Annotated in this window: 16 protein-coding genes; 4 read left to right on the top strand and 12 right to left on the bottom strand. The window is 40.9% G+C overall.

The window, feature by feature from the left end; genetic code table 11:
- Positions 1 to 36: 36 nt before the first annotated feature.
- A complete protein-coding gene (locus tag ACH6C1_RS00650) occupies positions 37 to 768 on the top strand; it encodes an ArsR/SmtB family transcription factor (RefSeq protein WP_374073701.1) in 732 nt (243 codons plus the stop codon).
- 146 nt (positions 769 to 914) lie between these two features.
- Here the strand turns inward: ACH6C1_RS00650 and ACH6C1_RS00645 are convergent, their stop codons facing one another.
- Positions 915 to 1,007, bottom strand: coding sequence for a putative holin-like toxin (locus ACH6C1_RS00645; RefSeq protein ID WP_374073699.1), 93 nt, complete (start codon positions 1,005 to 1,007; stop codon positions 915 to 917).
- A gap of 251 nt (positions 1,008 to 1,258) precedes the next feature.
- Between ACH6C1_RS00645 and ACH6C1_RS00640 the strand changes: the two genes are divergently transcribed.
- Both ACH6C1_RS00640 and ACH6C1_RS00635 read left to right on the top strand, forming a co-directional pair.
- Entirely contained in the window at positions 1,259 to 1,927 is a 669-nt protein-coding gene (locus ACH6C1_RS00640; RefSeq protein WP_374073697.1) for a DUF975 family protein, read from the top strand.
- Between the two features lie 21 nt (positions 1,928 to 1,948).
- Positions 1,949 to 2,542 (top strand): C39 family peptidase, encoded by a 594-nt coding sequence (locus tag ACH6C1_RS00635; protein WP_374073695.1) that lies wholly within the window; start codon positions 1,949 to 1,951, stop codon positions 2,540 to 2,542.
- Between the two features lie 24 nt (positions 2,543 to 2,566).
- Here the strand turns inward: ACH6C1_RS00635 and pbp4b are convergent, their stop codons facing one another.
- The 5 genes from pbp4b to ACH6C1_RS00610 all read right to left on the bottom strand — a co-directional run bounded on the left by pbp4b (position 2,567) and on the right by ACH6C1_RS00610 (position 5,859).
- The gene (gene pbp4b / locus ACH6C1_RS00630) at positions 2,567 to 3,859 is read right to left on the bottom strand and encodes a penicillin binding protein PBP4B (protein ID WP_374075521.1); all 1,293 of its coding nucleotides are present in this window, start codon (positions 3,857 to 3,859) and stop codon (positions 2,567 to 2,569) included.
- A gap of 159 nt (positions 3,860 to 4,018) precedes the next feature.
- On the bottom strand, positions 4,019 to 4,486 hold the full coding sequence (locus ACH6C1_RS00625; protein ID WP_374073693.1) for a hypothetical protein: 468 nt from the start codon (positions 4,484 to 4,486) through the stop codon (positions 4,019 to 4,021).
- Position 4,487: 1 nt separating this feature from the next.
- Positions 4,488 to 4,682, bottom strand: coding sequence for a helix-turn-helix transcriptional regulator (locus tag ACH6C1_RS00620; RefSeq protein WP_374073691.1), 195 nt, complete (start codon positions 4,680 to 4,682; stop codon positions 4,488 to 4,490).
- 101 nt (positions 4,683 to 4,783) lie between these two features.
- Positions 4,784 to 5,533, bottom strand: coding sequence for an HAAS domain-containing protein (locus tag ACH6C1_RS00615; protein ID WP_374073689.1), 750 nt, complete (start codon positions 5,531 to 5,533; stop codon positions 4,784 to 4,786).
- On the bottom strand, positions 5,530 to 5,859 hold the full coding sequence (locus tag ACH6C1_RS00610; RefSeq protein WP_374073687.1) for a PadR family transcriptional regulator: 330 nt from the start codon (positions 5,857 to 5,859) through the stop codon (positions 5,530 to 5,532). Before ACH6C1_RS00610 ends, ACH6C1_RS00615 begins: the two co-directional genes overlap by 4 nt.
- A 194-nt stretch (positions 5,860 to 6,053) precedes the next feature.
- On the opposite strand from ACH6C1_RS00610, the gene ACH6C1_RS00605 reads away from it, so the two are divergent.
- Entirely contained in the window at positions 6,054 to 6,704 is a 651-nt protein-coding gene (locus tag ACH6C1_RS00605; RefSeq protein ID WP_374073685.1) for a DUF975 family protein, read from the top strand.
- A gap of 20 nt (positions 6,705 to 6,724) precedes the next feature.
- Here the strand turns inward: ACH6C1_RS00605 and ACH6C1_RS00600 are convergent, their stop codons facing one another.
- The 6 genes from ACH6C1_RS00600 to ACH6C1_RS00575 all read right to left on the bottom strand — a co-directional run bounded on the left by ACH6C1_RS00600 (position 6,725) and on the right by ACH6C1_RS00575 (position 12,756).
- Positions 6,725 to 7,687 carry a Gfo/Idh/MocA family protein gene (locus tag ACH6C1_RS00600; RefSeq protein ID WP_374073683.1) on the bottom strand — a complete coding sequence of 321 codons (963 nt, stop codon included), beginning with the start codon at positions 7,685 to 7,687 and terminating at the stop codon, positions 6,725 to 6,727.
- 85 nt (positions 7,688 to 7,772) lie between these two features.
- Positions 7,773 to 8,426 (bottom strand): DUF3298 and DUF4163 domain-containing protein, encoded by a 654-nt coding sequence (locus ACH6C1_RS00595; protein ID WP_374073681.1) that lies wholly within the window; start codon positions 8,424 to 8,426, stop codon positions 7,773 to 7,775.
- A 530-nt stretch (positions 8,427 to 8,956) separates the two neighbouring features.
- The gene (locus ACH6C1_RS00590; protein ID WP_374073679.1) at positions 8,957 to 9,421 is read right to left on the bottom strand and encodes an ASCH domain-containing protein; all 465 of its coding nucleotides are present in this window, start codon (positions 9,419 to 9,421) and stop codon (positions 8,957 to 8,959) included.
- 95 nt (positions 9,422 to 9,516) lie between these two features.
- Positions 9,517 to 10,134, bottom strand: a complete 618-nt coding sequence (locus ACH6C1_RS00585) for an ATP-binding cassette domain-containing protein (RefSeq protein ID WP_374073677.1) — start codon at positions 10,132 to 10,134, stop codon at positions 9,517 to 9,519.
- 2 nt (positions 10,135 to 10,136) lie between these two features.
- Positions 10,137 to 12,287, bottom strand: a complete 2,151-nt coding sequence (locus ACH6C1_RS00580) for a DUF1430 domain-containing protein (protein WP_374073675.1) — start codon at positions 12,285 to 12,287, stop codon at positions 10,137 to 10,139.
- 61 nt (positions 12,288 to 12,348) lie between these two features.
- Positions 12,349 to 12,756 carry a hypothetical protein gene (locus ACH6C1_RS00575; protein WP_374073673.1) on the bottom strand — a complete coding sequence of 136 codons (408 nt, stop codon included), beginning with the start codon at positions 12,754 to 12,756 and terminating at the stop codon, positions 12,349 to 12,351.
- Positions 12,757 to 12,808 lie beyond the last annotated feature (52 nt).

Raw genomic sequence — 12,808 nt, 5'->3', positions numbered from 1 at the left:
CGAGCGTCATCGAAATGTGGATGTCAGGAAAGGAGAATGACTTTGCATCCTCAACATGTCGCAGCTGCTGCTAGCCTGCTTAGTGAACCGTCCCGGAGTATCATGCTCACTTACATGCTAGACGGCCGATTCCATACTTCAGGTGAACTGGCCCGTGCTGCCGGTATCACGCCGCAAACAGCCAGTTTTCACCTGAAAAAGCTAGAAGAAGCCGGTTTCCTTGGTCAGACCAAGCAGGGCCGCCACCGTTATTACGGATTAAAAGATCCTGCCATTGCAAAAGTAATCGAATCTCTGCTGACGATCACCCCGACAGCTCGAGTTTCCTCCTTAAAGCAGGCAACAGAAGACCAAGCTATCCGCTACGCAAGGACTTGCTATGACCATTTAGCTGGCTCACTTGGCATACTGGTTGCGAACGCTCTAGTTGATAGCGGCTATGTAATTCAAGATCGCGATCAATTCAACCTGACGGCTAACGGAGAAATCTTCTTTTCAAGCTTTGGTATCGACGTGGAAACAGCCCGAAGAAAAAGACGTTCATTCAGTCATTGCTGCTTGGACTGGAGCGAGCGCAAGCATCACGTCGCTGGCGCATTAGGAAGTGCCATGCTGGAACGCTTTCTGGAATTGGACTGGCTAAGAAGAAAGCCTGAATCGCGAGCACTCCTGCTTACCGAGACAGGGAGAACTGGGTTTGCTGAGGTATTCGGTTTGGACATTTCAAGCATACATAAAACACATGACAACAAGGTTTATTTACGATAGAATGTGCATAAGATAATAACGAAAAAAAGACCATCTGGTGCTGGTAACACCAAACGGTCAAGCAATAGCAAGGATTCCTCAAAGGAATCGACCCACAGAAGAGCGAAAAAATAACCTACCCATCATGAGCTGTCACTCAAGGGTGGTTATTTTTTTTGGTTATTATCAGACATAATCGCAACAACCAGCGTACCGAAAGAAATCATCAGCGTCAGCGTCTCGAATACTGTCAGAGGCATCACCTCCCTCCCTGGAGGGATAAGTGAGCCGACCACCCTTGAGTCCTCTATGCTATTGTCTGTCCATTATATCAAAGTAGGTATCAGGCTACATCTGTCTTTGGGTGCATAAGTATATTCGCTCAATCACTCAATAGGCAGTATTAATTATTTTTGGAAATATTAACCTTGACATCTCCATATCGAATTTCTAAATGATATGATAATACATGTTTTTCCAATATGGAGTTAAAAATGTGGAGGTTTTGTAGATGACAAGCAATCAAGACTTGAAGAAAAAAGCATTGGATGGACTGGCAAATAACTGGGGAAAAGGTGTTGGGTCTGGAATACTATTATACGTAATCATTATTTTCATAGCCTTGGTGTTACATGTATTCATTCTCCTTCTAACTTATCCTAGAGAAGAAGATTTAGCTCTGCTAATTACTATGGGTATAGTATACATAATTTGTTATACATTCTTTATGCCGTTGTTTGTCGGAACGAGCTGGATGTACCTTCATCTTGTTCGCAAGGAACATGCACCGTTCTCTTTGATGTTCACGACCTTTAGGTACTTCCCTAAGCTATTTACAACTGGATTACTGAAAATGATTTTGGTAACTCTTTGGTCTCTTCTGCTTATCATTCCTGGTATTTTAAGATATTACAGCTATTCTCAAACTATTTATATCTTAAAAGACGAACCTGATCTCAGTGCGATGGAAGCCATAAATGAAAGTAAGCGCCGCATGGAAGGTAAAAGAGGGGAATTATTCCTGATGCAGTTAAGCTTCATCGGCTGGTATCTGTTAGGCAGTTTTACAACAATTAGTCACCTTTGGTCATATCCATATTATAAAACGACTCGCGCTGGCTTTTACGAATCGCATATTAAACGACAAAACCTAATCAAAGCAGAGGTTCAAAGCCGCTGAGATACAATTTGGAGGATGCTTATGAAACTTTTGACTGTTCCTTATATCAAACAGCGACCTGAACTGCCTTCCGGGTGCGAAGTAACGGCGCTGGCAATGGCTCTGTCTTATTATGGAGAAGCTGTCGATAAACTTTCATTAGCCCGGGAAATGCCCATGGATAACACATCTGTAGAGCGGAATGAGGATGGGACAATCCGCATATGGGGCGATCCGGAGGATGGTTTTGTCGGCGACCCATTCGATAATGGTATTACGATAAATCCTAATCCGCTGAAACAAGCAGCAGATACGTACCGGTCCGGCAGTTTGGCACTGTATGGAGAGGCATTCGAGGTAATTGAAACCCATGTGTCAAATGAATGCCCTGTATTAGTCTGGTTTACCATTCATCATGACATGCCCACTCCCCGCATCTGGCACACTCCGGCTGGGAAGGTTGTTCAAGCACCCCGACCGCTGCATTGCATCGTTGTCACCGGTACGGATGAAAACTACGTTTATTTCCATGACTGTGAATCAACAGAAAAAAGCGGCGAACATATAAGAGTAGAGAAAGCCCACTTTATACGTGTATATGATGCAATGGGTAGACGGGCTCTCGTTATCACATGAAAAGACACGGTCTATGACCGTGTCTTATTCCATCGCCTCATATATTGCCTGGACTACTGGTCCATAATCGCCTGTAGCATATTCGTCACCAGCAAACAGATTACTATTTGCTGCCGGATCAAGCACAGGCGTGTGCTTCTTATTCGTCAGCAGCACAATCCCTAGGTCATATTCCGGGTCGAGGATCGTTACTGTACCAGTCCAGCCCGTATGACCATAAGCTGCATCACTTGCCAACGAACCGAACATCCAATCCATGGTCCCCTCATCCCCGTTCCTGCGCCAGCCAAGTCCATACGTTTCATTTGTAGGAGAAGCCGCCGTAAACGCCTCGATCACATCTTCATCAAAAAATTCCTGTTTGCCATACCCTCCGCCGTTCAGCATGACTTGCAGCAAAACAGCCATATCGTTCGTCGTCGAGAAGAGTCCCGCGTGACCGGATATACCATCCATTGCATAATAGCTCTTCTCATCATGCACTTCTCCGATTATCGTTTCCGTCCTGATATTCGGGAAAGAGAAATACCCATCTCTTGTGTTACCGAGCCGTTCTGTCGCAGCCACATCTTTTACCTTCACACCATTTTCCAATGGATTGAACATTGTTTTTTTCAAACGAAGCGGCTCATAAAAGGTTTCTTCTACATACTTATCCAGCCGTTCTCCTGTCACGCGTTCCACTATGGCACCAAGGAGCATATAATCAATGTCGCTGTACAGATGGTTTGTTCTTGGTTCATATTGGAGCGGAACTTTAGGCAGAAGTCCGATTGTTCGCTCTCGATCCTGTGAATAAAGAGCTCCTGCTCTATCTGGATTATGAAACTCGATACTCGCCGGGAAACCTGCCTGATGCTGCAGCAGATCTTGTATTAGGATTGTATCCTTTCCTTTTATCGCTGCATTAGCCTCATCCTTGAATTCCGGAATGTAATCACTGACCTTATCCGTCAACCTGATTTCTCCCTCACTGACCAGATGCTGCAGTGCAAAGTTGGTGGCGTACATTTTCGTATTGGAAGCCAGATCGTATAACGTATCCTTTTTGACTTTCTTTGGATGCGTAAGCTCTTCCAGTCCGTCGTACACTTGGCGGTAGCCGTAACGAGAATCCTTTACTATCTTTCCGTCTTTTATAATGATCAATGATGCACCCGGGAACCCATTTTGAATATCAGTTTCAATTAATTCATCCACTTTCGCCAAACCTTCCTTAGAGAATCCCGCTTCTTCAGCTCTCTTCACCTTTTCCAAAGTTGGGTACTCATTGATGTTTGCCAATGCTTCCGCAGGGACAAATAATAGCAAGAACATAAGTGAGAAAATAGTCAACTGCTGGCCAATACGTATCATCCGCGCTCCTCCTTCGTCTTGTCTACTGTTTCCCTTAAGTAAAAACAAATTCCTTCCTCTGTTAAAAAAACACGAAAAAAGCACTGCGGGATGCAGTGCTTAGACAGGTAAATGATCTGGTTATTCAATCAGCTCTTTGTTTTTCTGGTAGGACCTTCTTAGTGATACATAATTAGTTATGAATAGCAGTAATGCTGCAATGAAGGGTACCATCAGACCTTCTATAAAAGGAACTGACATCATGCCAAAGATATAAAGAAACAAAATACCCGCACACATAACAAGGAGAAATGACGTTGATTTAATTACGATTACTTTCCTCTCTCGTCGATAAGCTTTTTCAGTCATGATTTCAGCGAACTCCATACCAGACAGTATATAACGAATCCAGATGTAAGCTATTGTCCCGAACAGCATCCATAGTAATACAAGAACACTATTTATAGGGAATGGATCAAAGCGGGATATGACAAGTAAGACAATCATCACCACTAGCTGCAGAATAGCAGCTTCCGCAAAATAAACGAGCATGTTCCTTCGCTTATATTCATCATCCGGCAGCAAAAACCGAATCCAAGTTTTCTCCATTTCACCTTACCTCCCAAAATAGATCATCCAGAGTCTTACCTAACGCTTTTGCAATCGCAACACAAAGCTGTAGTGTTGGATTATACTCTCCTTTTTCGATTAAACCGATTGTCTGTCTGGTGACACGTACTTGCCTGGCCAGCTGCTCCTGTGTCATTTTCAGTTCCATTCTTGTTATCTTTACGTTGTTTTTCATAGATACGACTCTCCTATGTAATATATACATTACATTTGCAAGATATATATTACATGTAAATCAATTTCCAGTCAATATAAAAACGCATGCCGCAGCATGCGTCAATTGTCTTTCTTGTACTGAATAAGTTGCCAGATTATTAATGAAAGGGAGAAAACAATAATAATCGCGAGTATAACGATTAACTTGGTTTCCTCAGCTATATCAATGTAACGTAAAATTACCTGTGGAATATAGAGAACCGCTGGAACGATGACGGAAATCCAGGCTTTCCAATATAGTGCCGCAGCAATGAAAATGATGCAAGCGGCAATAATCACTGCTATATTCATGGCAGGACTGATTGTAAGCACTGGTGTCTCAATGAAGAAATCTCCCACCAGTATCCCTAAGAACATGACAAAAGGAGCTATTCCCATCAATAGATATAATATGACGGTTACCTTTTTAGATAGTTTATTTGCTGCTAGAAAGCGATACATTCCAAACAGCAAGAGTAAGGTAACAATAAATACTAAGGGATTTCCAATGAGCGCCAGCATGGAATAATCTCTTTCGTCCGCTATCGCCTTATTCATGATGAGATACGCAAAGGCATTCAACAGGATAAGCGGGACATATATAAGCCAAAACCTCCCATCCGTTTCCACCACTGCTTCTATTTCCTTCATATATGCTTTTGGAGACTTTCCGATAATATGCTCGACACTCTTGCCATTCTGCTCTGCTTCATACAAGTGATCTTCCAGCTCTTCCATTAATTCATTCACTTCGTCTTCTTTTTTGTTGCTGGCGAATAGATAAATCCGCAAGTTTTCGAGAAATGTCTGGCTTTCCTTAGATAATGTCACGATTGATCCCCCTTCAAAATGTTATCCACGCTCGTAGAGATGTCTGCCCATCTCCCTTTGAAATTTTCCAGTTCAGCATGACCTTCTGAGGTTAACTGATAATACTTCCGCTTTGGTCCGCCTGATGGTAATGTCTTACTGGTTGTCGTAACGAGGCCTTCTTTTTTCATGCGCAGCAGCAATGGATAGATACTGCCCTCGCTTACCATGGTAAAACCATAGGAAGCCAGCTTCTCCACCATTTCATAGCCATACGTTTCACGCTCAGCAATGATCGCAAGCAGACACCCCTCCAGGATGCCTTTTAATAATTGACTGGATGACAATATCCGCTTCCTCCTCAACTATATTGTTTTACAAGATAGTTGGACTAAAAAAAAGAACCCACTACTTTGTTTTGCAAGATAGTTAAATATTAACATGACTTCACTGCCAAATCAACCATACTTCCCCATAAATGTGTGGTATGCTCAATAAAAATATAACGTATATATATTAAAAAGGCCGGGGGACGACTTATATGATTACTAATCAATCTCTGAAGCAGGATGCTTTGGACAGCCTAAGAGGCAACTGGGGGAAAAGTGTACTTGCAGTCTTCCTCTTCTCCGTGATTTCATTTACGATAAAGTTAATATCAAACTCTTGGTTTGGCTTTTCTATTGTGGTTGAAGAAGAGATTACCATTAAGGAAGAGACGCTCCGTTTTGTAAGAGATACTCTTTTTAATTATGTGTTGCTTATGCCACTTTTCACGGGAACAACTTGGCTATTCCAAAGCTTCGTCCAAGGAGATCGGCCTACCTTCGGCTTCATCTTTACACCTTTCAAACGTTTCTGGCGGTATATGCTGACAGGACTGATTCTAACTGCCCTGCTGACTTTTTGGACCCTATTGTTGGTTGTACCGAGCATCATCAAATATCTAAGTTATTCCCAGACACTATATATTTTACGGGAGAATCCACATTATTCTATTTTTGAGGCTATTCGGGAAAGTAAAGAAAAGATGCGCGGCAATAAGGGCAGGTTATTTTTGTTACAGCTCAGCTTTATCGGTTGGGCACTATTGACAATACTAACCTTAGGCATCGGTGCGTTCTGGCTGGAACCATACTTTCGGACCACCATGGCAAGCTTCTATGAATTAAAAATAAAGCAGGCATCCTGAGGATCCCTGCTTTTTATCTATCACTCAAAATCAAATTCTATTTCCCACTGTTTCCGAAGCTGATCCATAATCTTCATGACATCCCTCGTATACGGTAATGTTACATGTGGAACATCCTTCTCGATAAGTTCCTTCATTGCTCTTACTTCATACTGCAGCGCCTTCTCCGTCTCCCCTGCTTCTATTGTTTCTGTTTTGCCTTGCTCTATATAACAAACGGTAGCCTGTTGGGCTCGGGAGAATTTCTCCATATCAATGAATCCCTTTGTACCCATGACTGTAGCACGTTCTGGTGATTCCACCATAAAGGATAAAGTAATTGTAGCAAGCTGCCCTTTTTTATTCTTCAGTATAATTCCAGCCTGCTGGTCCACACCTGTCTCATGCTTCGTAACCGTGCTGATGACTTCAGTTGGCTCATCCTGGATAAACATGCGAACAAATGACAAGGCATAGACTCCGATATCGAGGAGTGCTCCGCCTGCTAAATCGGGGTTGAAGAAACGATTTTTGGGATTATTTTCCTTTATACTATTGAAGTTCACACTCAGCGTCTGAATATCCCCAATTTTACCAGCATCGATCAATTGATGTAGTTCTTTATAAATCGGCATATGATAAATTGTCATTGCTTCTGCCACAATCAGTTGCTTCTCTGCTGCCAGCGTAGTGATTTCATCAAGCTGCTTGCCGTTCACTGTAATCGCTTTCTCAGCCAGCACATGTTTTCCATGCTTTAAGGCTTCTATGATTGTTTCATAATGAAAGGCGTGCGGCGTCGCTATGTATACAACATCTACTTCAGAATCATCAAGCACACCCTGGAATCCTTCATAAACTCTAGGTATATCGAATTTCTCTGCAAATGCCTTCCCCTTTTCTTTGTTTCTTGCACCAACAGCCAGGATGGATTCCCCTTCTTTCTGTAATGCTTCCGCAAAATGATGTGCAATCGAACCTGGTCCTAGAATTCCCCACTTCATTATTTGTTCTCCCCATTTCTCTATTTTATTAGTGTAGGTATACCCGAAAAAGCCATGGATGCAGCATACTTCCATGGCTTCTTTCTTAGCTGTATATTTTCTTAGGTATTTTGATAACTTGATTACCGGAGACATATGGTGCAATATCGTATTGCTGGAAGACAAGGGCTATTCCTTCATCTGTAAAAAAGAACGCTGTTTTTTCATTTAGGTGGATGTCCTCTTTTTTCAAATCCGGATAGAATATCTCTGGTCTCGCCTTAGCGTAGGTGAAGACATAGTGCTGAACTTTCTTTAGCTGACTTGGCGTCTGCAGTATATCCGTCAAATAGACGCGTTTCTTTTCTTTCAAGTCGTAATTAAACGATTCTACCGCAGTAGAGCCGTGCGCTCCTCCAGTAAAGATATAACTGCTCATCAAGATACTGAGCTTACGATCCGTATTATATTTGACTTCAAAATCAGTCTGAAAATCCGGGTCATATTTATACTTTTTGCCAGCCTCTATATTTTCCTTACGAGCTAATGCTGCTTTTTCAATATATGCCTGGAAGTCCTTGTTGATCATTCTTGTAAGCTTCGGTGTTCCCGCATGTTTTACTTGCGGGTATTTCAATTCTTCGATGTCATCGTAATACTCTGTTTCCACAATTACATTCTTTGTCGGTTGTGCTTGCGATGGGTGTGTAAAAGCAGAAAAAGCAAGCAGAAACACAAATACAACTATCGCTTTTTTCATCAGGTTCCCTCCACTGTTTCTTCTTGTTTACAGTGTGTGCAGGGTGCCAATTATTTATGAGCAATAGAAATAGCGATATTATATTTTTACATTAAGCGTAATTGATATCAACGCAGTTTAAAAATGGATAGAAGTAATTCACAAGTTATATTATCCCTTCTTAATAAGGCTAAAAGCTTATATTGAGTAGATTTATAACGATGCTATATTATTTCCGCAGGACTACATTGTGTTTTCAACCTTTAGATTGGTACCAGGCTGCATTTAAAGTCATCCTTTTAAAAGGAAAACCCTACTCACTATTACTCACCAAATTAACCAACTGTCCTAAACTCCCCTACTTATTTCTTTGGGCTTATATGAGTCCTGATTATAAGTAAAACTTAACCTCTTAAGAAGACATTCTACATATGATTAAGATTTCCCCCTACAATGTTCCAAGCATTATTCATATAAAAGTCCATTGTCTGCTAAGTAGACAATGGACTTTTTTTTCATCTTACATTCGGTTAGAAAAGATTTCACAGCCTTCAAGCAATGAACCTCACTGCAAATTCTTCGCAAACTACAAGCATTTCTGGTGAGAACCTCCGTCCGATCTCTTCCATTTCCTTTGTAAAGAAAGGCTCATGGACTGAACGCCAATAAGCAAGTGAACGATCACCTTCTCCTTCCTTATAGGCAAATGCTGCATCAACATCCTTATACGATTTCACTTCTACCTGAACAATTTCGATCACGGCATGAGGGTTTCCTGCACTATCAAGAATGACACTATGGAGACCCGGCTCAGGAATTGGCTCATTCTCTAATTCATATAGCAGATGATTAGAGGAGGTTGCCGTTTTGACTCCTTGAACGACCAATTCGGCCAGTTCGTCAGCTAAAGCATTATTTCCGCCGAAGCTCCAGGCCGTATAAGTTAGCGGTGCATCAGGATTTCCTTTCGTATAAGCTTCGTAATATGCTTTCACTTTCTCGTTATGGTCTGTCACTTCCGATTGATTCTCCTCTACACTTGCAGATTATATTGATATTACTCTGATTTCTAGTTTTAATTATCGTATTCGCATGGAAATAATTTTGACTGCTAGATTTCAAGTTGAGCTGAAGAAGCTCTGGCTATCTCTAAATCATGTGTAACCATGATAATTGTCTTACCGGCTTTGTTCATATCCAACAGCAGCTGAAAGATAGCATCCCTGTTTTTAATATCGAGGTTTCCTGTTGGTTCATCAGCAAATATATACTTGCAGTCCCTCGCAATGACTCGTGCAAGTGCAACTCGTTGCTGCTGACCTCCGCTTAACGTATAGACACGCTTCTTTTCATAACCGGAAAGGCCGACTTTCGCTAGGATTTCCTGTATCATTCTTTTTTTATTGTTAATCTTTTTATAAGCAATGGCCAAAAGGATATTCTTCTCTACCGTTTCGTTGTTAATCAAGGAGTAATTCTGAAATAAATAACCAAACTCATTCCTGCGCAGCAGCATTGTCTGTTTCGCATTGGGATTCTTAATCCCGTCGTACTCTATATCACCGCTATCCGGCTTTTCCAGAAGACTCAATAGATTAATTAAAGTTGTTTTTCCCCTGCCGCTCTCCCCTGTAATGGATAGGAACTCGCCGCTTTTCACTGTTAAAGAAAAATCATCAAATATGGTTTTCTCTTTAAATTTTTTCTTTAGATGAGTAGCTTTGATCATCTCTATGCCTCTCTTCTAAGTTTAGTATGCATATTAGCGGTATAATATTTGCTTAAGCCGATCACTAGCAGAGCATCAATCAATATCCCTCCGAACACAATAATGATTAGGGACGGTAATGATACAAACAATATCCCTATTAAAAGAATGCAATAACTCAAAAATTGCAATAGCAACAGCGTTCTGTTCGTTCTGAAATACGAATAGCCGTGAATATTCTTCAATAATACTTCCATCTTATAGTTATAGAAATGACATATTGTGAAGTAAACACTAGTGGTGAATGTAGCGATATATAATAGAATGATCGCCAATAATAATAAATAATTGTCTGTTTTCAACTCTTGTATCTTCTGCCCGTACTCGTCAAAGACCGAGATAACGGAATTAATTTGTGACGTAACATCATGTTCGCCAGCGATCTCTTCTAATTTCTGAGTAGGTTCCGATTGATCCGAATAAAAGAAATATGCCCGGGACAAGTAGCTCATGTAATAGGAAGCATCGAACTGCCCAGTATCTAATATGGCAATCGGATCTTTAATAAAGTAATCTCCTTCTCCTTTGTTAGCGGGATTATACGTAAAGTATTCCTGGTTATCTCGTACATAGATAATATTTATACTTAAATCGTTCTTAGGGCTGTCGTCCAGTTCCTGACCTTTTGCTTCTCTATAAATGTTTCCAACTTCAACCTTCTGGAAATAGAAGTAGTCCAGGAAGTTCTTTTTAATTTCATCCTCTTTGTCTTTGAGAGCTGCAGGAACCAGCAAATTCGTGACAGAAGGGTCGGATACGATAGATCCTTCAATTTCTCCCGTCTCTGCACGTATCTTATTGAATTCCAAGTAGTTCTCATTTATAGTTATAGCTTTTCCATAAGGAGAAGTCGACGCATTCTGGTCATCTGTGTTCATCTCATATAAATAGCTTCCATTAGAGCTTATTTCATAGTTGCCTGCATCAATCAGAAAACCATTCAGTTCATTATTTAATTGATTATATACCTGCTTTAAGTTGTTATTCTGCCCACTTTCTATCGCTAGATCAACTTGTCCTGTGGAATACAATACCGTTTGGTACAAATTCTCTGTTTGATTCCATGTTTCGAGATTATTTTGGTACTCTTCCAGCGATTTCTTTGTTTGATCCAATTGCGACAGGGCCCCAACAGCAGCAATAAGGAATAAAATCTTCATTACATAACTGAGTGCCATCAACGTTTTATAAAGCCTCTTACCTTTCAAAGCCTCATATTCTTTCCCAAAGAAAAAGATTAAGCCTATAAGCAGGAACGTATAAAGAACTATTCCAACAAAGAGTACTACTGCCAATCCTGCGTACAGAAGCGTAAAGTCCACCAAATTCAGAATCTCTTTCTTCGTAACAATACGGAAGATCAGATATAGGATATAACTTGTTAAAACTGCCGCGCCCAAAGGTGAAATAAGCTTTTTTACTAAGATAAAAGATATTCTGATATAAGAGTAACCCATCACTTTATAAAGCATGATATGATCACTTCGGTTTATCAGGTAAAAGGAAATAACGCCAATCATAGAAAGAAGAATGATAAGCGGTGATATGAGAAAGGTCAGCGGCTGACTGATCACTACTGGGTCAATGCGTGCCTCTATCAGCTCAGATGAAACGCCATCTTTTTGCAGCTGATCCAGCATGACAGATACGGAACCATCTTTATCATCTATGTAATAAATACCGCTTGCACTAGCCTGTTTCTGGTTATCTAAATTCCAAATGGATATAGCTATCGTACTTTCTCCGGAATGAAAAGATCCACTTTTATCATTGCTGGAATTATTAAGTCGATTCGTTATAAATTGTGCGGTGCCCTTATTGGGAAAATCACCGTCTATCCTATCAATACGGGACCCTAGTGAAGGATCAGTAGTGAATATTCTGATGGTATCCTGATTCACGAATACATATTTGGATATTTCCAAATCATATCGTTCTGCATATGATTCAAGTAAATCGTTAGGATTGCCCTCGTAATTAGTGAAATTCAATGCTGCCGCTGTTCTATCTTTATACAGTAAGTGATTGAACTTGTATTGCTCGAGTAAGTCATTCGTAACGTACAGGCTTATCAACAGGAATAGAGAAGCTAAGAACCCTAAAATCGCTCTCACAATTTCACCTCATAAAATAATGCAAGAGTGATAACACCCTTGCATTATTTCCTTGTATTTTTTACTTATAATCGTAGTAAGCCTTGTTTGTTCCCCAGAAACTCCAGTCCAAGTCAGCCTTGCTCCAAACATCTTGTGCTTTCCATCCTCCGTCATCGTGGTAGCCGGCACCATTAGTCACAGAGGCACGTCCTTCTTTTGTATAGTGCTTAAACTCAGAAACGACTCTGCCATCCCTTTTACCACGGATCCAATACCCGCCAGATATTGCACCGGATTCTGCATTGATAGTGAATCCAGTTTGGGTGTCTTTCACATAGCCCTCTGTTACCCCTTGATCTGCTTTAATGACTTCCGAGTTGCCATTCTCAGTGATTCCATTACTTGATGCTGAAACCCCACCAGAAATTCCACCTACAATCACACCTGCCAGCAGCACGCCTGTCAAACCTTTCTTGAACTTTGACACTCTCATCACCCCTCCATAAAATTGTTAAATTATGTAATTACTAGGTGTGGTT

Origin of the sequence: Terribacillus sp. JSM ZJ617 (assembly GCF_044383785.1) — a bacterium.
Taxonomy (GTDB): Bacteria; Bacillota; Bacilli; order Bacillales; family Amphibacillaceae; genus Terribacillus.
Note: the sequence above shows the minus strand (reverse complement) of the source record. Positions and strands in the feature narration are given on the sequence as shown.

Bases quoted from the DNA above. Each gene is read 5' to 3' on its own strand.
- pbp4b (WP_374075521.1), bottom strand. From the start codon at position 3,859: ATGTTCTTGCTATTATTTGTCCCTGCGGAAGCATTGGCAAACATCAAT.
- ACH6C1_RS00640 (WP_374073697.1), top strand. From the start codon at position 1,259: ATGACAAGCAATCAAGACTTGAAGAAAAAAGCATTGGATGGACTGGCA.
- ACH6C1_RS00600 (WP_374073683.1), bottom strand. From the start codon at position 7,687: ATGAAGTGGGGAATTCTAGGACCAGGTTCGATTGCACATCATTTTGCG.
- ACH6C1_RS00585 (WP_374073677.1), bottom strand. From the start codon at position 10,134: ATGATCAAAGCTACTCATCTAAAGAAAAAATTTAAAGAGAAAACCATA.
- ACH6C1_RS00650 (WP_374073701.1), top strand. From the start codon at position 37: ATGACTTTGCATCCTCAACATGTCGCAGCTGCTGCTAGCCTGCTTAGT.
- ACH6C1_RS00645 (WP_374073699.1), bottom strand. From the start codon at position 1,007: ATGCCTCTGACAGTATTCGAGACGCTGACGCTGATGATTTCTTTCGGT.
- ACH6C1_RS00620 (WP_374073691.1), bottom strand. From the start codon at position 4,682: ATGAAAAACAACGTAAAGATAACAAGAATGGAACTGAAAATGACACAG.
- ACH6C1_RS00595 (WP_374073681.1), bottom strand. From the start codon at position 8,426: ATGAAAAAAGCGATAGTTGTATTTGTGTTTCTGCTTGCTTTTTCTGCT.
- ACH6C1_RS00625 (WP_374073693.1), bottom strand. From the start codon at position 4,486: ATGGAGAAAACTTGGATTCGGTTTTTGCTGCCGGATGATGAATATAAG.
- ACH6C1_RS00605 (WP_374073685.1), top strand. From the start codon at position 6,054: ATGATTACTAATCAATCTCTGAAGCAGGATGCTTTGGACAGCCTAAGA.
- ACH6C1_RS00635 (WP_374073695.1), top strand. From the start codon at position 1,949: ATGAAACTTTTGACTGTTCCTTATATCAAACAGCGACCTGAACTGCCT.